Source organism: Sphingomonas sp. P3_C5 (genome assembly GCF_056402635.1).
The window spans coordinates 94,551-118,140 of sequence record NZ_JBFUHA010000012.1 but is presented as its reverse complement, the minus strand read 5'-3'; the positions used below and the strand labels follow the sequence as shown (position 1 = coordinate 118,140).

At 66.0% G+C, this 23,590-nt stretch carries 20 protein-coding genes; 9 read left to right on the top strand and 11 right to left on the bottom strand.

The genetic code is table 11. The features are described 5' to 3' along the window. Positions 1-13 precede the first annotated feature (13 nt). The 3 genes from AC1DVS_RS23330 to AC1DVS_RS23320 form a co-directional block, all read right to left on the bottom strand. On the bottom strand, positions 14-1,555 hold the full coding sequence (locus AC1DVS_RS23330) for an SEL1-like repeat protein (RefSeq protein WP_478026818.1): 1,542 nt from the start codon (positions 1,553-1,555) through the stop codon (positions 14-16). A 108-nt stretch (positions 1,556-1,663) separates the two neighbouring features. Beyond that, on the bottom strand, positions 1,664-3,016 hold the full coding sequence (locus AC1DVS_RS23325; RefSeq protein WP_478026816.1) for a HAMP domain-containing sensor histidine kinase: 1,353 nt from the start codon (positions 3,014-3,016) through the stop codon (positions 1,664-1,666). Next, on the bottom strand, positions 3,013-3,795 hold the full coding sequence (locus tag AC1DVS_RS23320; RefSeq protein WP_478026814.1) for a response regulator transcription factor: 783 nt from the start codon (positions 3,793-3,795) through the stop codon (positions 3,013-3,015). Before AC1DVS_RS23320 ends, AC1DVS_RS23325 begins: the two co-directional genes overlap by 4 nt. Positions 3,796-3,907: 112 nt before the next feature. Between AC1DVS_RS23320 and AC1DVS_RS23315 the strand changes: the two genes are divergently transcribed. Both AC1DVS_RS23315 and AC1DVS_RS23310 read left to right on the top strand, forming a co-directional pair. Then, positions 3,908-4,531: a hypothetical protein gene (locus AC1DVS_RS23315; RefSeq protein WP_478026812.1), complete on the top strand. Its 624-nt coding sequence runs from the start codon at positions 3,908-3,910 to the stop codon at positions 4,529-4,531. 189 nt (positions 4,532-4,720) lie between these two features. Further along, on the top strand, positions 4,721-5,611 hold the full coding sequence (locus tag AC1DVS_RS23310) for an OmpA family protein (protein WP_478026810.1): 891 nt from the start codon (positions 4,721-4,723) through the stop codon (positions 5,609-5,611). Positions 5,612-6,059: 448 nt separating this feature from the next. Here the strand turns inward: AC1DVS_RS23310 and AC1DVS_RS23305 are convergent, their stop codons facing one another. Next, a complete protein-coding gene (locus tag AC1DVS_RS23305; RefSeq protein ID WP_478026808.1) occupies positions 6,060-7,664 on the bottom strand; it encodes a CHAT domain-containing protein in 1,605 nt (534 codons plus the stop codon). Next, positions 7,665-9,011 carry a caspase family protein gene (locus tag AC1DVS_RS23300; RefSeq protein WP_478026806.1) on the bottom strand — a complete coding sequence of 449 codons (1,347 nt, stop codon included), beginning with the start codon at positions 9,009-9,011 and terminating at the stop codon, positions 7,665-7,667. It lies immediately after the preceding gene. A gap of 36 nt (positions 9,012-9,047) precedes the next feature. On the opposite strand from AC1DVS_RS23300, the gene AC1DVS_RS23295 reads away from it, so the two are divergent. The 4 genes from AC1DVS_RS23295 (at position 9,048) to AC1DVS_RS23280 (ending at position 15,366) form a co-directional block, all read left to right on the top strand. Then, complete coding sequence (locus tag AC1DVS_RS23295; protein WP_478026805.1) at positions 9,048-10,481, top strand: tetratricopeptide repeat protein; 1,434 nt, start codon at positions 9,048-9,050, stop codon at positions 10,479-10,481. A 76-nt stretch (positions 10,482-10,557) separates the two neighbouring features. Next, entirely contained in the window at positions 10,558-11,886 is a 1,329-nt protein-coding gene (locus AC1DVS_RS23290) for a surface lipoprotein assembly modifier (protein ID WP_478026803.1), read from the top strand. 24 nt (positions 11,887-11,910) lie between these two features. After that, positions 11,911-14,319: a hypothetical protein gene (locus AC1DVS_RS23285; RefSeq protein WP_478026801.1), complete on the top strand. Its 2,409-nt coding sequence runs from the start codon at positions 11,911-11,913 to the stop codon at positions 14,317-14,319. A gap of 45 nt (positions 14,320-14,364) precedes the next feature. Then, the gene (locus AC1DVS_RS23280) at positions 14,365-15,366 is read left to right on the top strand and encodes a hypothetical protein (protein ID WP_478026799.1); all 1,002 of its coding nucleotides are present in this window, start codon (positions 14,365-14,367) and stop codon (positions 15,364-15,366) included. A 222-nt stretch (positions 15,367-15,588) separates the two neighbouring features. Here the strand turns inward: AC1DVS_RS23280 and AC1DVS_RS23275 are convergent, their stop codons facing one another. From AC1DVS_RS23275 to AC1DVS_RS23265, 3 genes are read right to left on the bottom strand one after another with little or no spacing between them, the layout of a single operon-like run. After that, positions 15,589-16,356: a DUF899 domain-containing protein gene (locus tag AC1DVS_RS23275; RefSeq protein WP_478026797.1), complete on the bottom strand. Its 768-nt coding sequence runs from the start codon at positions 16,354-16,356 to the stop codon at positions 15,589-15,591. Between the two features lie 33 nt (positions 16,357-16,389). Beyond that, positions 16,390-16,869, bottom strand: a complete 480-nt coding sequence (locus AC1DVS_RS23270) for an SRPBCC family protein (RefSeq protein WP_478026795.1) — start codon at positions 16,867-16,869, stop codon at positions 16,390-16,392. After that, the gene (locus AC1DVS_RS23265; protein ID WP_478026793.1) at positions 16,866-17,195 is read right to left on the bottom strand and encodes an ArsR/SmtB family transcription factor; all 330 of its coding nucleotides are present in this window, start codon (positions 17,193-17,195) and stop codon (positions 16,866-16,868) included. The genes AC1DVS_RS23270 and AC1DVS_RS23265 overlap by 4 nt, the downstream gene beginning before the upstream one ends. 270 nt (positions 17,196-17,465) lie before the next feature. Here AC1DVS_RS23265 and AC1DVS_RS23260 point away from each other — a divergent pair, with 270 nt between their 5' ends. Together AC1DVS_RS23260 and AC1DVS_RS23255 are read left to right on the top strand one after the other, a co-directional pair. Continuing rightward, on the top strand, positions 17,466-17,843 hold the full coding sequence (locus AC1DVS_RS23260; protein ID WP_478026791.1) for a hypothetical protein: 378 nt from the start codon (positions 17,466-17,468) through the stop codon (positions 17,841-17,843). Between the two features lie 489 nt (positions 17,844-18,332). Then, entirely contained in the window at positions 18,333-18,806 is a 474-nt protein-coding gene (locus AC1DVS_RS23255; protein ID WP_478026789.1) for a response regulator transcription factor, read from the top strand. Here AC1DVS_RS23255 and AC1DVS_RS23250 read toward each other — a convergent pair. The 3 genes from AC1DVS_RS23250 to AC1DVS_RS23240 form a co-directional block, all read right to left on the bottom strand. After that, positions 18,728-19,762 carry a sensor histidine kinase gene (locus AC1DVS_RS23250; protein WP_478026788.1) on the bottom strand — a complete coding sequence of 345 codons (1,035 nt, stop codon included), beginning with the start codon at positions 19,760-19,762 and terminating at the stop codon, positions 18,728-18,730. The genes AC1DVS_RS23255 and AC1DVS_RS23250 overlap by 79 nt on opposite strands. A gap of 1 nt (position 19,763) precedes the next feature. Next, a complete protein-coding gene (locus AC1DVS_RS23245) occupies positions 19,764-20,477 on the bottom strand; it encodes a response regulator (protein WP_478026786.1) in 714 nt (237 codons plus the stop codon). Positions 20,478-20,643: 166 nt separating this feature from the next. Next, positions 20,644-21,168, bottom strand: a complete 525-nt coding sequence (locus tag AC1DVS_RS23240) for a Spy/CpxP family protein refolding chaperone (protein WP_478026785.1) — start codon at positions 21,166-21,168, stop codon at positions 20,644-20,646. Between the two features lie 223 nt (positions 21,169-21,391). Between AC1DVS_RS23240 and AC1DVS_RS23235 the strand changes: the two genes are divergently transcribed. After that, positions 21,392-23,536 (top strand): sulfatase-like hydrolase/transferase, encoded by a 2,145-nt coding sequence (locus AC1DVS_RS23235; RefSeq protein ID WP_478026783.1) that lies wholly within the window; start codon positions 21,392-21,394, stop codon positions 23,534-23,536. Positions 23,537-23,590: the final 54 nt, after the last annotated feature.

Sequence of the window (23,590 nt, the reverse complement as noted above, 5' to 3'; positions counted from 1 at the left end):
CAAGGCGGTTTCCTTAGCCGGCAATCGCAGCCAGTTCCGGCAGCTTGAGCGCGTCGATCGCGCCCGCGTCGCCCTGGGCGGCTGCCTTGAGAAACAGCTCCCGCGCCTGCGCCATATCCTTGGGTACGCCCGCGCCGTCATGATAGGCCCAGGCGAGGCAGGCCTGGCCCCCCGCGCTGCCGGCGTCCGCTGCGATCCGGGCGTAGCGCACCCCCGCCACCGGATCCTTCGCCACGCCCTGGCCGGTGCTCAGGCGAACCGCATAGGTGGCGATCGCATCGATATTGCCGTCGTCCGCTGCGCGCTTCTGCCAGGCCACGCCTTTTGCCTCGTCCTGCGGAACGCCCTGGCCGTTGAAGAAGGCGACCGCGTAATTCTGTTCTGCATCGCCGTCATGCGCTTCGGCCGCTTTCTCCAGCAGCTGCGCGCCCGCGGCCTCGTCTTTCGCGACGCCGAAGCCCTGCTGCAGCAAAACGCCGTAAAGGCCCGCCGCCGGCATATCGCCGGCATCCGCCGCGCGCTTGATCAGCGCCGCGCCGGCCGCCGGATCCTGCTGGACACCGCGTCCTTCGAGCATGAGGCGCCCGTACAGCCTGAGCGCCTGGGCATTGCTCGCGGCAACGGCCTTGCGCAGCCACGCTACAGCCTGGCCGTCATCCTTGGGCACGCCCTTGCCATAAATGTACATATTCGCGAGCTCGGCTTCGGCCTCCGGATAATCCTGTTCGGCGGCCATGCGGGTATAGTGCGCCGCCTTGCCCGGGTCCGCGGGGGCGCCGTGGCCCAGCCCATAGACGACCATGCCGAGCGCCGCCTGCGCGACCAGCTGGCCCTGATCGGCGGCGTGGGTGAGATAGGCGATTTCCGGCCCGAGATTGACAGGCCGGTCGGTCGGCGCAGCGCTGATCCGGTAGAAGCCGTACAGCGCTTCGCCATAGCCGTCGCCCTGATCAGCCGCCTTCTTCAGCCAGTCGAGCGCGGCGATTGGGTCGGCGGCGCCACCGATGCCATCGTGCAGCATATAGCCGAGCTGCCCCTGACCGCCGGCATGGCCGAGCTTGGCGGCCTGAGCGAACCACCGCCTTGCCGCCGCATCGTCCCGCGGAATGTCGTCGAACCCGGTGTACCGGATGCGGCCCAGGTTGAAGGCAGAAAGCGCGTTGCCGCCAAGCGCTTCCTGTTCGAGCCGCGCCACCAATGTGGTCGGGGATTCCTGCCGATGGACCGTGAAACTATAGGTCGCGACGATGCTGCGCGGGCCGGATGGGGCCGAGCTGCGGATGCTGGGGGAGAAGCTGCTTCCGGACGAGCTCGACGAAGTGCTGCTGCCGCTCGAACTGCTCGATGCCGAAGCGCGCGCCGCATTGTCGTTGAAGCGGCGCTGCGATTCCTGGTTTGCGCGATCATTGGCTGCGTCGGAGGCGCGCATCTCGGCCATCATGCGCTGACGATTGGCTTCGTCGTTTGCCGCATTCCACTGAGCGCTGGCAGCGCTGCTCGCAAAGGCGAGCGCCGTCATCGCCACGCCGACGCTGAACATTCTATGGTACCGCATGATCGCCCTCCCAAACGCGCATTCTCTTGCGCAGGGCGATACCGCCGCGACGAAGGCATCGTCGCCTGACGAAAGATGACAAGACATGCGCGCGAGGCGCGGCGGCCGTCAGCCGCCGATGGCTGGCGCTGCCGGAAAGCGGAGGCTGGCCACGGTCTCGGCGCCATCGCGGGTGAGATCGAAGCGGCCAGCGTGCCGGCGAACGACCGCGCTCACGATCGAGAGGCCGATGCCATGCCCGCCCCAGCTCGACACCTGGCCGAGATCATCGTCGAGCGCGCGGATCACCGTCGCCGGCGGCCCGGCACCGCGATCCCGGACCTCCACCACCGCCTCGGCACCGTCGCGCGACACGACCACGATGACGGTGCCGCCGCTCGGCGATGCCCGCAATGCATTGTCGATCAGATTGGCGACGGCTCGCGTAATGAGGGTGGGCACGGCTTCGATTGCGACATCGCCCAGCCGCCGTTCGATCGTGATGCCATTCTGATCCTCGGCGACCGCCTCATAGAGCTCGATCGCCTCCTCGACCGCATCGGCGAGCGGGAACACCAAACGGACAAGGCCGCTCTCGGTTTCGATCTCGCGCAGGTCGAGCAGGCTGTTGAAGGCCTCGATGAGATCGCCGATCTCGCGCTGTGCCGAGGCGATCTGCGCCGCGTGCTGCTCGGCTGGCAGATCGGCCATGAAGGACAAGCGCGAGCCGAGCCGCGCGAGCGGCGTACGAAGATCATGCGCGATCCGGTCCGACGAGGCGCGCAGGTCACCGATGCGGCGCTCGAGCTCAGCCAGCATGCGGTTGAGATGTCGGCTGAGCAGGGCGAGTTCGTCATTACCCCGGACAGCGGGGATACGCGCGGCGACGTCCCCCGCTTCGACTGCGTTGCACACGGTATTGAGCTCGGCGATCCTGGCGCTGAACAGCCGACCGACCAGCCATGCCGCAATGCCGGACAGGCCAAGCAGCAGGATGGCGGTGATGAGCGCGTAGCGCACCAGCGAGGATCGCAATGGGCCGGTCGCCTGCACGTCTCGGGCGACGAGCAACCGCCCCGCCGGAAGATTTCGCACCACCGCGACGGCTTCTCCGCTTCCCTCCGGCATCAGGAGGAGATCGTCCTTCAGCGGCACCAGCCGCGCCGGCCAGGTCGCGGCGCCCGGCGCGGCCGGCTTGTTCGTGGGAACGAACAGGACGACACGGCCCGAAGCCCGTCCGGAATAACGCGCGATCTGGCCCGTCGCCGCCGCCAGCAAGGGGCCCGCCGACGGGTCATCAGCCGCGCCCTTCAGCTTTTCGACGAGCGACTCCATGTCGAACCGCGCCGCCTCGCCGGCACGGAGGCGCCGCGCGTCGCGGTCCAGCAGCGCCGCGCTGCCGAACGACAGCCCCAGCGCGACAATCGAGAACAGAACCATAAGCACCGCGAGGCGCGCTGGCGCCGAGCCGGCACGGGTCATGGCCGGGGCGCGGTTCGCAGCATGATTCCCTGGGTGCGGACGGCGACGATCAGGTCGCTCGCGTCGATGCCCGCGACCGCTCCCGCCGCCTCGAGCTTCCGGCGCAGGCGCGAGATATGCACGTCGATCGTGTTGCCGAAATTGGCCGGCTGGAAATTATAGCTCGACCAGCAGCGCGACCAGAGCATCGATCGGGTGACTGGCAGCCCGGCATTGTCGGCGAGCAATGCCAGGATCGCGAACTCCCGGGCGGTCAGATCGATCGGATGGCCCTTGAGCGTGGCCCGGAGCGCGCCCTTGCTCAGCACCATGTCTCCGACGGTGACGGTGTCGCTGCCATCGTCGCGGGCCCAGCTGCGGCGGCGCAACAGCACGGCGATCCGCGCGAGCAGCTCTTCGTCGGATACCGGCTTGACCAGATAATCGTCGCCGCCGCTGGCCAGGCCTTCTAGCCGGTGCCGCTCCGAGCCGAGCGCGGTCAGGAACAGGGCGGGCACACCCGCGCCTGTATCCTGCTCGCGGATACGGGCGAGTGCGGTGAGGCCGTCGAGCGAAGATGTCATGCGATCGAGGATCAGCACGTCGTAGCTGCGCGACGTGGCGAGCGCGACAGCCGCCTCGCCCCTGTCCACACAGTCAACGCGCGCGAAGCCGATGTCGCGCAGAATATGCTCGATATGCGCGCTGACGGCGGGTTCATCCTCGAGCAACAGCGCCGCACGCCCCACCAGGAGGGCGCGGAAGGCCTGCATCGGATCGTCCATTAGGGTCTCGGTCACCACGCTACATGGTCCGTGCCTTGGCCGAATGTCAAAGGTGCCGGCCCTGCCGCGGGCGAATGTCAGGATAGTTCATGCTTGGGATCGGGCCCTGTCGGGGTTAGGTATCGCCATGCGGCGATTGATCTTCCTCCCTGCCCTCCTGCTCATCGGCGCTGCGCCGGTCGACCGGATCGAGCAACTGCGCCTTGGCTATCAGCTGGCCGATTGGGCGCGCCAGGCCGGCGATGCGGATGCGATGCTGGCGGCGGCGCGGGTTGTCGCGGCGAGTGGCGCGCGCACCGGGCTGATCAGCGGCAACGCCCTGCTGCCCGCCGACGACACTGCGACCACCCCCGCTGCGGCACTGGCCGACGAGGCGATGCGGATGGCGCCGGGGGATGCGCGGATTGCTACGGCCGCGGCGGCCGTGCGGGATTCAGTCGCCCGCGGCTTTGTCGACGGACCCTCGGGCGCGGGCCCGCTGGCGCTCGAGCGGCGGCTGGCGCCCCGCGCGGTACTGTCCTGGTCAGCCAAGGCGCGCGGCGGCGAAATGGCGATCGTCTCGGCCGTCGGCGACGGTGACAGCGATATCGACCTCAAGGTCAGCAATGGCGCCGGCGGGGCGGTCTGCGCCGACCATAAGCGCGATTATTACCCGATGTGCCGCTGGAGCGTCGGCCGTGCCGGCACCTACAGAATCGAGGTCACCAACAAGGGTACGGTGCCTTCCAACGTCACGGTGCTGAGCAACTAGCACCGACGGAACGCACCATTCGCGCGGCGAAAAGGGCCGTTCAGCGGCGTGATCTGCATCGGTTCGTCCCGCGACGCGCTCGAACCACCCGCTTGGGGAGCGGCCTTGCCGAGTCTGTTCATCTGCGGGACAGCTTGACCTGAACACGCAAGGCGAGCCGGCGGGGGCCGTTCAGAGGAGTTCGCCTCAATGCATGTCATTTCCAAAAGGTCGGGAGTTCGCTTCCTGGTTGCCATGCTGGCCGCGTCAGCGTCAGGCAGTGCGTTTGCGCAGCAGCAGGAGCAGCAGCAGAACTCACCCAATCCCGATATCGTCGTACAAGGTGCTCCGACGGGTCCGATGGTCGCAGGGCCTGAAATCAAGGGTATCATCTCCGCGCGCCATGGCGACACGATGAAGGTCACGAGCGCCGACGGCATTAGTACGACCGTTGCCATCAATGAGGCGACGCGGATCAAGGCCGGAGGCGGGCTGTTCGCGGGCAATCAGAAGCTCGCTGCGGACTCACTGCTCAACGGGCTGCCCGTTACGATCAAGACGTTGCAGGCGCAGGATGCCCAATCGGGCGGCGAGCTGGTCGCGAGCCAGATCAGTCTGCGAAAGAATGATCTCAAAACCGCGACCATGATCCGCAACGGAACCAACCAGCGCTTCGATGAACAAACCGCGGCGACCGAGGCGTTGCGCGGCCGGATGGGCGACATCGACAAATATAACATCAAGGGCACGACGAATGTGCACTTCGATGTCGGCAGGTCGGAGCTTTCCGCTCAGGACAAGGCCGAGCTTTGTGCCGCGGCAACCGCAGCCCAGCAAACCGAAAACGCCCTGATGCTGGTGGTCGGCTACACGGATTCGACCGGCGGTGACGACTTCAATCAGACGCTCAGCGAGAAGAGAGCCAGTCGCGTCATCAACTATCTTCAGCAGGCCTGCGGATGGAAACCCTATCGCATGCTGACCCCGACGGGGATGGCCAAGGCGGACCCGTTGGCGAGCAACGACACGCCCGAAGGCAAGGCGCAGAACCGCCGCGTTGCGGTGAATATCCTGGTCAGCAAGAGCGTCGACGGCCTGTGAGGTGTACGGGGCGGGCTTCGCGGCCCGCCCCCAAAATAGCTCCGGGCTTGATCGATCGATTCAACCGCAGTGCGGATCATTGCAATGTGCAAACCGGACGGAGCGTAAAAACTCCGGCCGGCTCTTTCACATGACGGTCGAAACCTCGGTGCTTCGCCCTTCCCTGTTCTTTCCCTGTTACGGGTGCGGCCTTCCCTGTTCCGCGCGCGGATCTTCCCTGTTATTGAATAACAGGGAAAGCGGGTTTCAAGGGTTTGAATAAGCGCGTTAAATTCGTCTAAAAAAATCCAACAAAAGGGGTAAAATCGGGCCCAAAAATAAAATCTTCCCTGTTCTTTCCCTGTTAATTGGCCAGGAACAGGGAAAGAACTAGGAAGCCGCAATCGTCGCACCTGGCCATGGGCTCCGCCACTGCGTCGAGCACTCAAAACAGATCACCCAGGCGGGATCAGCGCCCGCCTTCCCCGACCAGCTCAAAGACTGCCCAGGCCGATGGGTCCGCCCATTCGGGGTGGGCCGGATCGTTCGCCACCGCCACCATTGCCCGCCGCAGCGCCTCGGCGCGGCCGAGCGTGCGTTCGCGCACCGCGAGGGTCGTCAGGCGCCGTGCGGCGTCGTCACCGACCTGCCATTGCGACACGAGCAGGGCGCGCGCGCCGGCATAGGTGAAGGCTGAGGCGAGGCCGGACAGCGCTTCCGCACCGACCCGGTTCCCAGTCGCGGTGCTGCATGCCGACAGGATCACCCAGTCCGCTGACAGCCTCAGCCGCGCTGCCTCACTGGCGGTCAGCAGGCCGTCATCGCTGTCGTTGGGCGTGGCGGGCGGAGTGAAGACGAGCGCTGGTTCGGCGAGCCCGCCGATGTCGCCGGCGACAAGGCCGTGGGTGGCAAAGGCCAGCACGCGGACATGGCTCAGATTGGCTTGCTTGACCGAGGTTTCGGTCGCGCGCGCACCGACGGTGACGCTCTTCGTTGGTGCTCCCAACTCGCGGGCGAGATCATAGAGTTCGTCCGCCGCCTGAGGCAGGCTTGGCAAATTTGCCAAAGCCGCGCCGTCGACCATGCCGCCGCGCCAGACGCCGTCGAGGCCCCGCGCCTGCCCTTCATTCGCGGCACCAAGCGCAGGTGCGCCGAAACCGGCAAAGGCGATCGCGGCACTGGCTGCAGCGGGATGGCCGCGCAAGGTCCGCAGCCCGGCCGGCGAAGGCAGTAACGAAAGCGGCTTGGCGAGCCCGAGCCAGGGCGATGTGGCGGCCGTGCCCATCGGCAATGCCGCAAAGGGCAAGGAGGTCAGGCTGCCCGACGGCACGAGGATAACGGCACGAGCGCCCCGCACGATCTGGTCGACCGTGTCGGGAAACAGCAATGTGTAGAGCGCGGACGCATCGGCACGATCAAAGGCGGGCCGGGCTGACGGGCGGTCCGCGCGGGCGGAGCGCGTCGCGCCGTCAACGCCGAGCCTGGCGCGGAACGACGCGATACGGGCGGCAAGCGCAGTCGCGCCGATCGGGATGCGAGCCCAGCGGGAACCCTTGCCATCGATCGCCCAGACGAAAGTCGCGTCCTCGGTCGGATACCAGAAGACCATCGCTTCGCCCGGGCGAAGCAGCCTGAGCGTCTCGGCCTCGGTCAGCGGTGTCGGGCGCGCCAGATCGAGCCAGCGCGGATGGTCGCGCCGGATCGCCGCCTCGATCGCGGCGAGCGATGACGCGACCTGCGCAGCCTCGGCGCTGAACCGGGCATAGCGAACACGGCCGTCCGGGCTGTTATCGGCAAGGGCGTCGCGTTCGCTGGTTGCCAGCTTGTCGCGCCGGTCGCGCAGATCCTGCGCCGTCCGCAGTTGCGCGGCAAAGGCGCCGTCGCCCGCCGCCATCCGGGTTTCGAGCAGGCCGAGCGACCGCGAGATGGTCGATCTCAGCGCGATCTGCGCCGTGCAATAGCTCTCCTGGCGATAGCCCGCAGGCGTCGTGCCCGAAGGGCAGGCGGGCGCGGCAATGGCCGGGGATGCGGCCAGCCCCGCGAAGAGCAGCAGCAGGGCGGAAGGAAAGCGCATTCAGTTCCCCGTCATCAGCGGCACGACCATCGCCCCCTGCGATCCGTCATCGGCAATCAGCAGCAGATATTCAGTCCCGCTCGGCAGTGCCTGGCCCGTGTCAGGATCATGGTCAGTCACAGTAAAGCCGAAGCGCCCGGCGCCTCCAGGGGCGAGCGTGACGCCGCCGGTCCCGGCCAGCGCGACATAGCTTCCGGACGCATCCCGGTACCATGGGCGCAGCGTGACCGGGATAGCCGCGCTCGACTGAAGGTCGACCATCACCCGCCGGCAGCCGGTTATGTGCAGTGCCGCTGAAGGCGGGCTCGCCAGCGTCGCAGGATCCGGGTCAACGCCCGGACAGGTGGTGCCGGCTGGGCCGATTGCCATGCGCAGTCGGACCGGCGCCGCGCTGGCGGCACGGGCGTGGCTCAACAGGTCCACACCGCTGCCCGCAAAGAGCATCGGCTGGTCGAGATCGCCGCCGATCCAGGCCGGGCCGCCGGGCGGGCCGAGCGTGCGGCGCTGTTCGTCGGTCGCAGCCGCCAGCGTGAGGAAATTCGCTTCGGCTCGCACCCCGCCAAGCGCCCGCAACAGGCTCCAGGTGAAGACGCCGCGCCGGATCGGCGGGCCGTTCTCCTGAACGAGCGGCCGCTCCCAGGCGATCCCGCCGGCCGGCGCCGCATAGAAAGTCACGAGCTTGCCAGCCCCCGCCATCGGGCTGGCATCGGCAAGGCCGCTGGCATCCGACCGGCCGCCCCTGAGCGCTGCGGGCAGACCGAGCAAAGCGGGATCGAGCACGCGCGCGGTAGCGTCCTGCGCACCGCCGCGCGCCAGCCCGCCGCCGTTGCACGCATCGGCCACGAACCAGACGCTTGCGCCCTTGGCGCGCAGCTGATCGATCCAGCCGCCGAACTCGTCATCCTTCACCGCGCCCGGCAGGCTGTGCGTCGCGGCATTCCAGGGGGCAGCGTCGGCGGCGAGGAACATCTCGTCGAGGCCGTCGGGTTCGCCAGCGTCGCCGGGCCGCGCCGGGATCTGCGCCCCATGGCCGGACAGGTAAATCACTACCCGGTCGCCAGTGCCGGCGGTCGCGACCAGATGGCTGATCGCCGAGCGGATAGCAGGGGCAGTGGCATCAGCCCCGGTCAACAGAATCGCATCACTGGCCGCAGCACCGTGCGCTTTCAGCGCCGCGTTCACCGCCTCGGCATCGACTGCCGCACCCGGCAGCGCGGCCCGCACCAGACGGGCGTCAGCATATTGCGAGACCCCGATCGCGACGCCGATCAGCCGCGCTTGTGCCGGGGCTGCCACACCCACCACAGCCAGGAACAACAGCAGCATGCGGAAAAGGGTTTGCGGCATCCGCCAAGCCATATACGCATTCTCGGGGGGTTGGAAATGCGGACGATATTGCTGGCACTGCTGATGGGGGTTTGCGCGGTGCCGGGCAGCGCCCACGCGGCTGCCGACCAGGCCGCAGCGCCGAGCCGCGGCAAGATCGTTGAGGATTGGGGCGGCGAGCATGCCGCTGCGGTCAAGGCAGTGATCGATCCAACCGACCCGATCAAGACCGCCGCCCAGACCCGCGCCGTCGCCACCGCGCTCGGCCCGCTGACCGACGGGGAGATCAGCGACCTGCTCCTCGCCGCCTCGGCGCATTATCTCAACACCGGCGACGGCGCCGAGGGATTGGCACTGGGTCGGGGCGCGCTCGCCTGGATCAGAGCGATGAAGCTCGGGCCGGCCTACGAGTTCGACGCGTTGGTCCGCTCCGGATCGGCGCTGTATCTGATGGCAGACTATGCGGGCGCCGCTCGCGACATGCAGCAGAGCGTTGCCAAGGCGCGCGAGATCACGCCGTTCGATGCGAACGCGGTTGCCAATGCCACCGCCAATTACGCGGTCATCCTCGATGCGAACGGCCGCTACCGCGATTCCGAAGCAGCGCTGGAAAGCGCGCTCAAGCTGCGGCTCAGCGCAACGCCGCTCCGCCCCGAGGGGATCGGCACCGCCTATTCGTCGCTCGCCGCGGTACAGAAGCGGCTCGGGCGCTTCGATCTCGCCGAAGACAATTACCGCCGCGCGCTCGACGTGCTGGAGAAGGCCAGCCTCACCGCCGGTCGCCAATATGCCCGCGTCCTGCACAATTATGCCGTGCTGGTGAGCGACGAGGGCCGCGACGAGGAGGCGGTGCGGATGTACCGCCGCGCGCTTGAGCTGACCACGCCCGAAAAGCGGATGGAGCCTGGCCGGCTGCCGGACCACAGCGCCCTCGCCGCCGTGCTCGTCTCGCTCGGCCGGCTCGACGAAGCGGAAGCGGCGATCGCCAATGCGATCACGATCGCTGACAAACTCCCCAAACCGACCATCGATGTCGCTCCAGCCTATATGAACCGCGCAAGGATCCGCGAGGCGCGCGGCGACCTCGCCGGCGCTGAGGCCGACCAACGCCGCGCGCTCGCGGTCGATCGCCAGGTGCTCGGCGGCGACGACAATCTCGAAGTGCCCATTGACCTCGCGGCACTGGCGGGTGCGCTGCGCCGCGCCGGCAAGCTGGCTGAGGCGGATGCGGTTTCCGCAGAGGCCGTAAAATTGCTGGCGTCGGTCCCGGCGCGCAACGCTCACCGTGCGGTGATCCTCGATATCCGCGCCGCGACCCTCGCCTCGAGCGGGCGGAAGGGCGAGGCACTGGCGTCGTCCCGCGCCGCCAGCGAAGCCCTGGCCGAGCGCTTCGAACTCGAGCAGGCGCGCGACCCCGGGCCAGTGCCGCCGGACCAGCGCCCGATCATGGGCCGCCGCGTGTCTCTCGCCTGGGATGCCGCGCATCCATGACGAAGTCAGTTTTCGTCAGACGACGGTAACGACCCTCCCGAGCTAACCGGGCCGCCTATTCAATTGGGGGCGGCCAGTGAGCGCATTTTCAAAACGAGCAATCAGGGCGGCGGGCTTTGGCCTGCTGGCCATCGCCATGGCGGCACCCGCCTGGGCTGAGGTCGACGACCTGGTGAAGCATGCGCTGGCGCTGGAGAAAGACGGGCAGATGGCGGATGCCTATGCCCTGCTGGCGCCGCAGCTTTCGGCCCGGGCGGGCGATCCCGATTTCGACTATGCTTTTGGCGTCGCGGCAACCGATGCCGGGCACGGGCTCGAAGCGATCCTCGCCTTCCAGCGCGTGCTGGCGGTGCAGCCGGAAAATGCCGAGGCACGCTCAGAGATCGCCCGCGCCTATGCCCGAATGGGCGATCTCGAATCGGCACGCGCTCAATTCGATACGGTGCTCGCCGATCCCAGCATTCCGGATCCCGTGCGCCAGCGCTTCAGCCGCATCGTGCGCGATCTCGACAAGGTGCGCGGCGGCGGCGAGCCCAATGTCTCGGGCTTCGTCGAAGCGTCGGGCGGCTATGACAGCAACATCAATGTTGCGACGAGCCTGAACTCGATCACCCTGCCCCTCCTCGCCTTTCTAGGGCCTGCCACCTTGTCCGGCACGGCACGGTCGCAGGACAGCGGCTTTCTCGGGGCGAGCGGCGGGCTGAGCCTGCGGGCGCCGCTATCGGCGCAGACTTCGCTCTATGTGAGCGCGCTCGGCGACGGACGCTTCAACACCCGTATGCCCGACTTCGACCAGATCAGCGCCACCGGCACCGCGGGCATCGCCCACACGCTCGGCAATCGCGACGTGGTGTCGCTGAGCGGCCAATATCAGCAATTCTGGCTCGGCGGATCGCGCTATCGCTCGGCGGCTGGCGTGATCGGTCAATATACCTTTCGGCTGAAGGAAGGCCGGGCGCTGTCGCTCGCCGCGCAATGGTACCGGCTCGATTACCCGACCGATCCGCTGCGCGACGCCGATCGCTTCGCAGCGAGCGCGACCTTTGCCGATCGCACCACGGCCATCACCCTGGCAGGCGGCAAGGAGCAGACGCGCGGTGCCGCGTCGGACAATCTCTCCAACGCCTTTGTCTCGCTGCGCGGCGCGATCGAGAAACCGCTGTCGCAGCAGCTCGCGCTGGTCGCCTCGGCCGGTGTCGAAGGGCGCTTCCACGATGCCGACGATCCACTGTTCCTCAAGCAGCGGCGTGACGCCGAGATCGACCTCTCCCTCGGCATGAAGCTGCTTGTCGCACGCAATCTCACGCTGCGCCCGGGCGTCTCCTACACCCGCAACTTCAGCAACATCGCGCTCTACGACTATCGCCGCTTCACCGCGAGCGTCGCCGTCCGGGCCGAATTCTAAGCCATTCGCAAAGGGAAGCCGTTCATGAAACGCTTTGTCCGCAATACCATCACCGCCGCCTTGATCGCCAGCACCGCGCTGAGCGCCCCGCCGGCTCTTGCCGCCACCATCCTGTTCGCGGCTGCCACAGACGCCAACGGCCATCTCATCGCGGCGGGCAACCTGCCGGCCGGGCAGGAGATCGTTACCACGACCGGCACCGTCCAGGTCCAGCTCGACGATGGCAGCTATGTCTCGTTCGTCGGGCCGGCGCGGTTCTCGATCGGCGCTAACGGACGGCTCACGGTGCTCGCGGGTGCGGTGACGATCGTAAACGGCAGGGGCCCGATCACGGTCAACCTTCCGGGCGGCTCGGCGACATTCGGCGGCGGCGCCGGCTTCACGGTCGGCCCGAGCGGCGTGACCGGCTTTCCGATGGGCGGCCCGGTATCGGTGACATTGGCCGGCGCAACGCGGACCTTCGGCATCGGCGAACCCTTTGGCACGAGCCCCGGCGGAACCCCGATCGCCCTGTTCCGCTCCGGCCCGCAGGCAGTCCCGCCTGTCCGTGTCGCACCCATATCGCTGCCGCCGGGGCTGGTCCAGAACCCGTCGATCCCGGGGCTCCCGGGGGGCGGAGTCAACACGCTCTACAATTATCTGATCGGGCTGATTGGCGGCGGCAATGGCGGCGGTAATCTCCCGGCGTTGCTTCTCAGGCTGACGACTCCCCCGCCGACTCCGACTCCGACTCCGACTCCAACCCCGACTCCAACCCCGACACCCACGCCAACTCCAACGCCGACCCCAACGCCAACTCCGACCCCCACTCCGACTCCAACTCCAACTCCAACGCCAACGCCAACGCCCACTCCAACGCCAACGCCCACTCCAACGCCAACGCCGACCCCAACACCCACGCCGACACCCACTCCAACCCCGACACCAACACCAACCCCGCCGACGACCGGCATCGGCAACAGCGTGACCGTAGGCGCTCCAACCGCAGTGTCCGGGCTCTACAAGGGAGGCCCCGCTGACCCCGGGACGCCCAACGTCAAGACCGATGCGAGCGGTCACCCGACCTCGCTCGATTATTACGGCTCGCCCGGCACGGCGGTGCTGACTCAGTTCGCCTCAGGCAACGGCTGGATCCTTGGCCGCTTCGGCAACGGCACCTTCCTCACCGGCGGCAGCAGCGGAACGCTGACCTTCGGCCCGAACGACGCGATGCACTTCGTCTCGCAGGCGCCGACAACGGCAATGCCGGCCTCGGGCACGGTGCAATATGCGGTACTCGCTGCGACCGAGCCCACCTTCCCCGGCGGCGCCCGCACCTTCGATGACCCGGTGACCGTCATCAACCTGGGTGTGAGCTTCGGGTCCTCGCCAAAATTCGGCTTTGACGGGATCATCTCCGGCCAGATCAACGGCACCGATCCTGCCAGCTTCTCCTTCTCGAGTTCCGGCGGGAGCGCCAATCCGGCGCTGACCAACACATCCCTCACGAAGGGCGACCTCTCGCTGTACGGCAACGCACCGCTCACTGCAGTGACGGCAAACCTCTGCGCCTCGACCGCGGCCTGCAAAATGACCGCGAACTTCATCTCGGGCGGAGCCGGCGCGGCAACCTTCGGTGTGGGCTGGGGGCTGGTCCAGGTGAGCGACAGCACCTCGATCCTGAACGGTGCTGCAATCCTCGGCAAGGCGACAACGACAACGACACCGCCGCCTGGCACCACCCCCCTGCCCGCCAAGGTGACGCTGCTCGGCAACGGACCCAAGGGCAACGACGTCTTCCAGACCGACAATGTCACGGTCGTCGCCAATGCCGACGGTTCGATCGAGAGCTATGCCGCCGGGCCAATCGTCGCCGGCCGCGGCACCGCGCAGGCGGTGGACTTCGGCACCGCGACGACATCCACCTCAGTCATCGCCTGGACGCGCTGGGCGAACGGCACGCCCACCGGCACGCCGAACGGCGTGACCCCGGTCGCGCTCTCGGCAAACCAGGGTGTGGTGACTCTGGTCGGCACGCCCTTCACCAACCGGCCTCTCACGGGCAGCGCGCAATATACGCTGCTCGGCGCGACCAAACCGGTGATCAGCGACGGCTCGCTCGCGCCCGGCACCTTCAGCGGCGCGCTGAGCCTCGACTTCGCCACCTCCCGTGTGGGCGTCGACCTGCTCGTGGCGATCGGCGGCGTTTCCTACGCGCTGCAATCAACCGGCGGCACGGTCAGCCCTTCGCAGAGCTCGATCATCTATTCGGCCGCCGGGCAGATCAACGGGACGGTCACGGTCGCGGCAACCGGCATCTGCACGACCGGATGCGGGGCCAACATCAACGGATCGCTGTTCGGCAGCGGCGCCCAGCAGGCGGGTATCACCTACAACATCTCGCCCGGAACCGGCCTTTCAATCTTCGGGGTCGCGGCCTTCGGCAAGCAATAGCCCGGTCCATCGCCGGCACCCCTCACCATCATCAGGAGACTCACCATGAAGATTTACCACCCTTTCGCGACCACGCTCATCGCCGGCCTCGCGATCATGCAGCCGCTTTCCTTTGCCGCGGCCGAGGACAATCAGCCGGTCAAGATCTCGTCGCCCCAGGCGGTCCACGGAACCCAATCCGTGGTGATCGGAGCGTTCAATATCGGCTTCATCTTCCAGTCGGTCGACAACACCAAGGCGACCGGCGGCATGATCGGCGCGTTCGGCGGCACGACCAAGGCGAAGAGCGTCCTCGAGGGCGTGACGCCCGCGATGATGCAGGCCATCACTGACGCCGCTTATGCCGATTTCAAGGCACAGCTCGAGGCAAAGGGCTTCACCGTCGCTGACAGTGCGCCAATGTTCTCCAGCGCTGCCTTTGCGCGGGTCAAGCCGATCGCATCGCCCTATGATGCGAACGTCCAGCTCGACAAGAAGAGCACCGGCAAGTCGAGCTATTACAAGCCGGGCGCGATCCCCGGCCTGGTCATGCTCCCCGGCGACGTGGCACCGAGCGGTTTCAGCGGAATGGGCATGTCCATGTCAGCGGGCAACACGCAATATGGCATGAGCCAGCATGCCAAGGCGACCGGCCAGGCGGTGATCGACGTGGTCTATCTCATCGATTTCTCGGACGCGAAAAAGCCGGGCGCCTTCAGCTTCGGCGGCGGCATCAAGGTCACCTCGGGTATGTCCGTGGTGGACGATTTTTCGAAGCTCAACCTCGTTACGCCTGAAGGCAAGACAGCGACGATCACGCTCAAGCAGCCGGTCGCCGTCGAGGGTGATTTCGCCGTGATGCAGGATACCACCAAGGGTGCCGGCGTTCAGAAAGCGATGAACATCCTTGGCGGTTTCGCTGCGATGCGGGGCATGGGCGGAATGAAATTCGGCAAGGCCAAGACCTTCACCTTTACCGCCCGGCCGGGGATTTACGAGCAGGGTGCGATCAAGGCAGCCACGCTCGCCAATGCCCGGCTGGTCGATCAGCTCGCCGCCCTGCGGTAACGCGCCGGGCGGCCTTCACCCAGGGTGCGGAATGGAAGACGCTCATCAGCAGGTACATCGGGACCATGCCGCTGAACGGCGACGCACCCTGAGCGGCCGAACAAAGAATATCGGCCGCGCCCCCATGCGCTGCCGTCTGCAGCGCCATGAAAGCGAAAACGGGCGTGGCGGCGAGACTTAGCCAAGAAGCAGCGCCGGCCCCTTCCTCTCCACCCACGTCGCTCACGGCTTTGCGCCCGCCTCGAGCTCCCGGAAGCTGGCTTCTCCCGCATCCGAGACCTCGACCCATTTCGGGTCCGGCGCGGCCTCGGCCCCGTAATTGTCGTGCCAGTTCCACCATTTGTACGGCGGGCTCTGGGGATAGCCTTCAGGCGAATCCTCCCATGTCTCCTGGCGGCCGAGCGGCGTCGCGTCGAGATAGTTCCACACACTCCCCATCGCCTCATCGCCGCGGCTGTTGATGAGGTAGGTGCGGAAAACCTGATCGCCATCACGGATAAACACATTGTGGCCGTGCCATTCATCCACACCGAAATCAGCGTCGAAGCTGTCGGTGATGGTGTACCAGGGCATCTCCCAACCCATCCGCGCCTTCAGCCGGGCGATGTCGGCCTGGGGTGCGCGCGAGGCGTAGACAAGCGTCGTGTCGCGAGCGTTCAGATGCGCGAGATTGCCGACCTGATCGGCCCCCAGCGAGCAGCCGCGACAGGCATGATCGGGCCAGCCGAACACACCGGGTTCGAAAAAGGCGCGGTAGACGATTAACTGGCTGCGGCCCTCGAACAGATCGAGCAGGCTTGCTTTGCCCTCAGGTCCCTCGAATACGTACGCCTTCTCGACGGCCATCCACGGCATCCGCCGACGCTCCGCGGCCAGCGCGTCGCGCGCGCGGGTCACGGCCTTTTCCCTCACGAGCAGCTGCTTGCGCGCAGCCTCCCACGTCTCCGGCGACACGATCGGTTGCCGGGTCTTCAGACCTTCATCCTGCATGGCATTGCTCCTGCTGTTCAAACCATCTTCGTGTCAGTGCTGCGTTGCCGCGCCCGACTCCTCGGCGATCGCAGCGATGCGGGAAACCACCTGAGACCAGCCGGCGCTCATGCCGCGATACGCAGTCTCGTTCCTGGGCAGGACGAAGCCCGAATGGACGAGGCGCAACCGCGTGCCGCCTTCGGTCTGTTCGAGCGTGAAGGTAACCAGCGTGTCGAGCGGCGCGCCATAACCGACATTGCCCTCGTGCCCGCCCCGCCAGGAATAAACGAAGCGCTCGTTGGGGATCACCTCCAGAACCTCGCACTGGATCGTGCCGTCCCATTCCCCGGCCGCCGTGGTCCGATAGGTGAAGCGATTGCCGACCACCGGCTCGAACCCGCTCGGCACCATCCCGACCCAACGAGCCATAAGCTCAGCCGATGTCAGTGTCTTCCAAATCGTCTCGGGGGCATGGGGGAAGACCTCATCGACCATGATCTGGGGGCGGGTCTGCAATGCGGCGTCGTTCATGGATCGATCTCCTTCAGCAAAGTACGCAGATTGGCGAAGCGGTCGCGCCAGAAGGCGTCATAATGGCTCAGCCAGTCGAACAACGGGGCGAGGCCTTCAGGCTTTGCCCGGTAAAAAATCTTCCGGCCCTCAGGCCGATCAGCGACGAGGCCCGCCTGTTTCAGCGATTTGAGGTGCTGGGAGATGGCACCCTGAGTGACTCCGCTAGTGCGGGTCAGCTCGAGCACGTTGATCTCCCCTGCCCCGGCGATGCGCTCGAACACGGCGCGACGGGTCGGGTCGGCAAGGGCCCGCATGACTGCATCGATGCTGGTGGTCTGGATCATGGCTTTCAATTAGCCATCACTAATCGATTAGTCAATGCTAATTTAAACCGCAGCGCTCTGTCACAAACATTGTACAATGTTCGGTACAGATGAAAAATGTCAGCGCCCCGCATGACATTCCCAACAGATGCAGGCGCACCCGCCTGTCGATTCAACCGCGCCGAAACCTGCGCTACCCGGAGTCTCGTTGCGCTCGTTGCCCGCGAAACTTGCTCTTCAGAAGCGCGCCGAAATCCGGCAGAGTGCGGCCAGCCCCATGGAGTCCCGCCGATGAAAAGCCCCGCCATCGCAACCGTCCTGCTCCCCTTCCTGCTGAGCGCATGCGGCCCCACCACGCCGCAGAACGACACCGCGCCCACGCCCGTAGCCGAGGGCAATTATCTCGAAGAGATCCAAGCTTTGCCGAGCGGCCAGCGCGATATGGTGTTCATGCGCGCGATCCAGGATTCCAACGTTCCCTGCCAGCACATCACCAGTTCGGCCGTCCATGCGAAGGTAAGGGACCGCCCGACATGGGTCGCGCATTGCGTCGATGGCCGGGACTGGATCCTGATCCTCCAGCCGGGCGGCTTGATCCATGTCGTGAATCCTGGCCAGATCGGCGAACCGGACACCTCGCCGAACACGAACACGACTGGAGTCGAGTGACGGACCTGCGGTAACCAATATAGCCGCACCCTCTGCTCGACGACTCTGGCGCCGACTGGAGATGAGTCAGCTCTCAGCGCGCCTCAACGTCTGTTAGACCTTTGTCTCGCAGCGCGTGGCGATGGCCAGGTCTTTCTCACAGTGATGGCCCTTGATCCGACCTGCCTTCCGATTGCTTTTTTGGCCGGTCGCGGACTGGCGCGGCAGATCGCCCAAGTACGTGGCAAATAAAAGGTAAACTCCGTAATTCTACGGGTAGGGCACGGGAATTTATCTATATCGCGCAATACCTTTCGCAATATTAACCAGACGTGGAACGAATCTCCGCATCGATAGTTAAATGCTTTGGAGAAATTGCAAACTCCAGACCTGACCACGGAGGATGTGAAAAAGAGATTATCTGCGGAAAAGGCGCTTTTTCCGCGCGGGTCAGGCCCCAGGAAACGGCCGGGCCGGAACATTAGCCAGCGCCGCTGGGGAGATGCCGAAATGGCGCGCACCACATATCTCGTCGATGATCATGAAGGCGTTCGCACGGCTATCCGGAGATTGCTCGAGCTCCGTCCGGATCAGACCGTCCGCGATTTCGATAGCGGCGAAGCCTTTCTCGCCGAGGCGGATAGCCTGGAGCCCGGCGTGCTGCTGCTTGATCTCAACATGCCCGGGCTGAGCGGGCTCGAAGTGCTTAAGACACTACAATCCCATCATCGCGGCAAATTCGTTGTCCTGATCCTGACCGGCATGGATACCGTGCCGCATGCGCTGGGGCCGATGCGCGGCGGCGTGTTCCGCTTCGTCGAGAAACCCTGCGACGCGCAAAAGCTGTTCGAAACGGTCGACGCGGCCCATATTGCCCTGCTCGAGAGCTGCGCGGCAGGTGGCTATCAGCCACCAACCGGCAGCTTCACGATGAAGATGGTGCCGCCCTGGCCAGGCGAGGAACAGGTTACCCGCCCGCGATGACGCTCGGCGATTTGCCGTACCAGTGAGAGGCCAAGCCCCCAGCTGCCCGCCATCTCGCTCGATCCCGCCGGCCGGAAAAAGGGCTCGAATACCCGGTCGTGCAGCTCCGGCTCGATGCCCGGGCCATGATCCCGCACCTCGATGACGATCGCCGCTTCGCTATCCAGCATATCGTGCCGAAGCGCGATCTCGACGGGGGCGGCGCCATGTTTGATGGCATTCTCGATCAGGTTGCGAATCAGGCGGCGCAGCAGCGTCGGCGATCCAGCAATCTCGAAGGCGGGGGAGCCCGGCGGGACGTCGCGCACCCGCACCGAAGCACGTGCCGCCTCTTCAGCCGCCAGCGCCAGGCAATCCACAATCTCGCACTGGCCAATATCGGCGCCATGATCCAGCCGGCTTGCCAGCAGGATCTCCTCCACCAGCGTATCGAGCTCGGCGATCTCACCTCGGATCACCGGTACGAGGGTGCCGCCCGAAGCATCGGCAAGCATCTCCACCGCCAGTGCCAGCCGCGCGAGCGGAGACCGCAGCTCATGGCTGGCATGCGCCAGCAGCGTCTTGTGGGCTGCGAGCAATGCGTCGGTCCGGTCAGCCGCTGCGTTGAAGCTGGCAGCGACCGCCGCGATCTCGTCGCCGCCATCGACCACCGCGCGCCGAGTCAGGTCACCGCCGCCCCATGCCTCGACGCTGCCGCGCAGTGCCTCAAGCCGCCGGGTTATCCGCGAAATCACCGGAAAGGCGCCGATCCCCACCACCATGGCAACCAGGATCAGCATGCCGAGGCTATGGATCTGGAACCGGTGCATGAACGGGCCGGGCATGCGCAGCACCGATCCCATCGGCGCCACGCCTGCGAGATGCCAGACGATCGCGCCCAGGATCGCCACCAGCGCGACGCTGATCAGCACTGTCGGATAAACCTGCCAGAACAGGCGGCGGCGGAACTGTCGCATCTCAGCCCTGGTCCTGGATCTTGGCGAAGACATAGCCCGCGCCGCGCACCGTGATGATCCGGCGCGGCTGCGCGGGAACGTCCTCAAGCACCGCGCGCAGGCGGGAAATATGGACGTCGATCGAGCGGTCGAACGCCTCGAGCTCCTCGCCCCGGGCAAGGTCCATCAACCGCTCGCGCGACAGGATCCGACCGGCATGTCGGGCGAGGACCAGCAGCAGATCGAACTGGTAGGAGGTCAGTATTTTCGCCTCGCCATCAACCCGCACCGAGCGTGACCCGGCATCGATCTCCAGTCGACCAAAGCGCAGCCTCGCCGTATCGCCGCTGTTGGGGCCGCTGTTGGGATCACCCCGCCGCCGCAGGATCGCCTTGAGCCGCGCGAGCAGCTCGCGCGGATTGAATGGCTTGGGCAGGTAATCGTCGGCACCGAGTTCGAGCCCGACGATCCGATCGGTATCCTCGCCGCGCGCGGTCAGCATGAGGATCGGCACATCGCTTTGCGCGCGCAGGCGACGGCACACTTCGAGCCCATCAATGTCGGGCAGCATGACGTCGAGGATCACGGCATTATAGGCCCCGTCATCGATGACCGCCGCGATCCCCGCCGTGCCCGTGCGACGTGCCTCAACCAGGAACCCGCCCTCCGACAGATAGTCGCTCAGCATGTCCGCCAGCCGGACATCGTCATCGATGATCAGAATCCTGTCGGACATCAGCGTGTGATGCTGCCTCGAATGGGAGAAAAGGGGCGGCTCTATAGCCGTTGGTGAACTGCGGGGCGACCAAGGGCAAGAGCGCCTCGCCTTCAACCTCACCCCGCGCTGCTGCGCAGCTTGCCCCTCTCCTGAAAAGGAGAGGGGCAGAAGGGCGCTCACTGCCTCACATACCGTGGCCGTGTTGCGCCGCCATCTCGACCAGCTTGGCGCGCTGGTCGGGCCGCAGCACCTCGGCGGCATCGGCCATTGCCCCGGTTGCGGCGCGGCTCGCGCTGTCGATCCTCGCGACCTCCGCCGCCCGAAGCTGCTCCAGCGCTGCCCGATCGACCGTCGGCGCAGCGAGGATCTGGTGTAGGGTCATGTGGGTAGCCCCCATGTCCTCATGCAGCTTGGCCATTGGCTCGAAACCGGTGTGGAGGATCGACCCGATCTTCGTCTTCTGGTCGCTGCTCGCGCCGACCGCGTCGAGCATCTGCGTGATATGGCCCATAGCCCTGGCATGCATGTCGCCCGAGCTGCCGTGCATCATGCCATGCATGCCCATGCCGACACCTTGCGCAGATGCGACGAGGACCGGCAGTGCCGCCCCGCTTGCGACAAGCGCAGCTGCCAGCGCTGTGCGCCGCAACCATCCGCGCCCTGCGGCGGGACTCTGCATGCTCGTGCTGTTTTCCGGAATATCGTTCATGTCGTTGATCTCCTTAGCGCCGACCCGGTGCGTGACGGCAGGGAGACTTTGCCTGCTCCGTGTTTCGCCCGTTCCGGGCGAATGTTAAGCAGTGTAAAGTTGAGGACGGAGCACGACAGGAGAAGCCACAAGTCTGGCGCAATCCCCTGGTCGATCGGGTTGCCTTCGCCGTCCCGCCCCGCGCATTTTGTCCCCTGAGCTTTAAACAAAAGGGGTGGGGATAATGACTGAGGGCACGAACGATAGCGGCTACACCAAACCGACGCCGGCGCCCACGCCGCCACCGCCGCCGAACATCTTGCTGATTACTTGCGACCAATATCGCTTCCCGCGCTTCTCCTATGGCGCCGAGGGCGGCTTCGTGGAGGACCTCAAGCAGATCCTCGGCTTCCAGGGCGAGGTCCGCGCGGACAATGCCTACGCCAAATATTTCCCCGGTCTGCTCCGCCTGCGCCGGAATTCAGTGGTGCTGCGCAACCACAGCATTGCCGCCAGTGCCTGCACGCCGAGCCGCGCAACCATCTATACCGGCCAATATGGCACCAAGACCGGCGTCACCCAGACTGACGGCCTGTTCAAGAACGGCGACAGCGCCAACTTCCCCTGGCTCGATGCCGACGGCATTCCGACGCTCGGCACCTGGATGCGTGAAGCCGGCTATTCGACCCATTATTTCGGGAAATGGCACGTCTCCAATCCGCCCGAGCATTCGCTGAAGCGCTACGGCTTCGACAATTGGGAGGAGAGCTATCCCGAGCCGCACGGTGCCCAGGCGAACAATCTCGGCGTGTACCGCGATGCCGGCTTCACTGACAGCGCCTGCGCCTTCATCCGCCGCCAGGGCCTCGCCTCCAATTACAACCGGGTCTATGCCCAGATGGCAGTCGAGGATCCGGCGACGACCGGCCCCGACACGAGCAGCATTCCACCCTGGTTCGCGGTCGCGTCCTTCACCAATCCGCATGACATCGCGACCTATCCGGGCGTGATCGCTCAGGCATTGCCCGCCGACAATCCGCAATCCATCACCATCGGGCCCAAGACCTTCACCCCAACGACTCAGTCGATCTTCGGTCCGCTGACGGTTCCGCTGGCGGGCGATATCACGCCGCCGCCAGTGGCGGGGTCGATCCAGATTCCGCTCAACCCGCTCGGCTTTCCGCAGGATTGCGCCGGCCCCGCCCCGACCCAGAATGAAGATCTCTCGACCAAGCCGAGCTGCCAATATGAGATGGCCTATAAGGTCGGGCTGGCGCTCGCCGCAAAGGGCGGGTTCAATCTCGTCAACACCATCGTCGGTGGCGCGACCGCTGCGCTGCCGGAGGGCGGCGTCAACATCGATCTTCCCGGCAATCCCTTCCGCGAGCAGGAGATGCAGGCTGCGGTGACCCAGTCGCTCAAGAGCTGCCTGCCGCTCCAGCTCTCCGACGATCCCGACACCAACTGCCTGCAGTTCATCCAGCTCTATGGCTGGCTCCACGCGGTGGTCGACACCCACATCACCGCAGTGCTCGATGCGCTCGAGGAATCCGGCCAGGCCGACAACACCATAGTCGTCTTCCTCGCCGACCACGGCGAATATGCCGCTGCGCACGGGATGATGATCGAGAAATGGCACACCGCTTATCAGGAGGCGTTGCATGTGCCGGTGGTCGTGCAATTCCCCCAGGCCGAGGACACGACCGCCCCGACCGCGGACGGCGTTGTCGCGCCCGAGCCGGCGCAACTCGACGCGCTCACCAGCCATATCGACATCCTTCCCACGGTACTCGGCCTTGCCGGCGTCGATGCCGCCACGCGCCGGCAGTACAGCGCGAAGCTCGCCCAAAGCCGACCGGTACCGCCTTTGCCCGGTGTCGATCTGTCGGACATCATCATCAACGCGATGAGCGACACGCCGCTCGAGATCCCGATCATCGAGCCTGATGGCTGCGTGCGCGAGGGCGTGCTGTTCATCACTGACGACGAGATCACCGCACCCCTGCCCCCTTCACGGACCGCGCAGGAGAAGCACAGCTATGAGGAGTTCGCCGTCTATCAGGAGGTGGTCGCCTCCGTGATCAGCGGTAAGGGCGGCAAGGGCCCAGTCGAAAATCTCACTCTCGGATCGGTGAAGCAGCCCAATCATGTCCGGTGCGTGCGCACCCATGATTTCAAGCTTGCGCGCTATTTCGATCCGTCGGGCAAGGAGCCGCAAGAGTGGGAGATGTACGATCTCAAGGCTGACCCGAACGAGGTGACGAATCTGGTCGAGGTGACGGTATCGCCGCCGACTGCAGTGGCGGGCGTATCGGACCCAGCCGCAGTGCAGGCTGCGGCGGACAAGCTGTTCGCGCTGTTGGAGCGGCTCGAACGCCGGGATCTGTAAGGGAAGGGCAATCCGTCCAGGGCGACAGCCGCCGCCCTGGACCGGAAAGCTTCG

Bases quoted from the DNA above. Each gene is read 5' to 3' on its own strand.
- AC1DVS_RS23310 (WP_478026810.1), top strand. From the start codon at position 4,721: ATGCATGTCATTTCCAAAAGGTCGGGAGTTCGCTTCCTGGTTGCCATG.
- AC1DVS_RS23240 (WP_478026785.1), bottom strand. From the start codon at position 21,168: ATGAACGATATTCCGGAAAACAGCACGAGCATGCAGAGTCCCGCCGCA.
- AC1DVS_RS23305 (WP_478026808.1), bottom strand. From the start codon at position 7,664: ATGCGCTTTCCTTCCGCCCTGCTGCTGCTCTTCGCGGGGCTGGCCGCA.
- AC1DVS_RS23270 (WP_478026795.1), bottom strand. From the start codon at position 16,869: ATGAACGACGCCGCATTGCAGACCCGCCCCCAGATCATGGTCGATGAG.
- AC1DVS_RS23325 (WP_478026816.1), bottom strand. From the start codon at position 3,016: ATGACCCGTGCCGGCTCGGCGCCAGCGCGCCTCGCGGTGCTTATGGTT.
- AC1DVS_RS23295 (WP_478026805.1), top strand. From the start codon at position 9,048: ATGCGGACGATATTGCTGGCACTGCTGATGGGGGTTTGCGCGGTGCCG.
- AC1DVS_RS23250 (WP_478026788.1), bottom strand. From the start codon at position 19,762: ATGCGACAGTTCCGCCGCCGCCTGTTCTGGCAGGTTTATCCGACAGTG.
- AC1DVS_RS23275 (WP_478026797.1), bottom strand. From the start codon at position 16,356: ATGCAGGATGAAGGTCTGAAGACCCGGCAACCGATCGTGTCGCCGGAG.
- AC1DVS_RS23235 (WP_478026783.1), top strand. From the start codon at position 21,392: ATGACTGAGGGCACGAACGATAGCGGCTACACCAAACCGACGCCGGCG.
- AC1DVS_RS23300 (WP_478026806.1), bottom strand. From the start codon at position 9,011: ATGCCGCAAACCCTTTTCCGCATGCTGCTGTTGTTCCTGGCTGTGGTG.
- AC1DVS_RS23245 (WP_478026786.1), bottom strand. From the start codon at position 20,477: ATGTCCGACAGGATTCTGATCATCGATGACGATGTCCGGCTGGCGGAC.
- AC1DVS_RS23330 (WP_478026818.1), bottom strand. From the start codon at position 1,555: ATGCGGTACCATAGAATGTTCAGCGTCGGCGTGGCGATGACGGCGCTC.
- AC1DVS_RS23255 (WP_478026789.1), top strand. From the start codon at position 18,333: ATGGCGCGCACCACATATCTCGTCGATGATCATGAAGGCGTTCGCACG.
- AC1DVS_RS23280 (WP_478026799.1), top strand. From the start codon at position 14,365: ATGAAGATTTACCACCCTTTCGCGACCACGCTCATCGCCGGCCTCGCG.
- AC1DVS_RS23265 (WP_478026793.1), bottom strand. From the start codon at position 17,195: ATGATCCAGACCACCAGCATCGATGCAGTCATGCGGGCCCTTGCCGAC.
- AC1DVS_RS23285 (WP_478026801.1), top strand. From the start codon at position 11,911: ATGAAACGCTTTGTCCGCAATACCATCACCGCCGCCTTGATCGCCAGC.
- AC1DVS_RS23260 (WP_478026791.1), top strand. From the start codon at position 17,466: ATGAAAAGCCCCGCCATCGCAACCGTCCTGCTCCCCTTCCTGCTGAGC.
- AC1DVS_RS23315 (WP_478026812.1), top strand. From the start codon at position 3,908: ATGCGGCGATTGATCTTCCTCCCTGCCCTCCTGCTCATCGGCGCTGCG.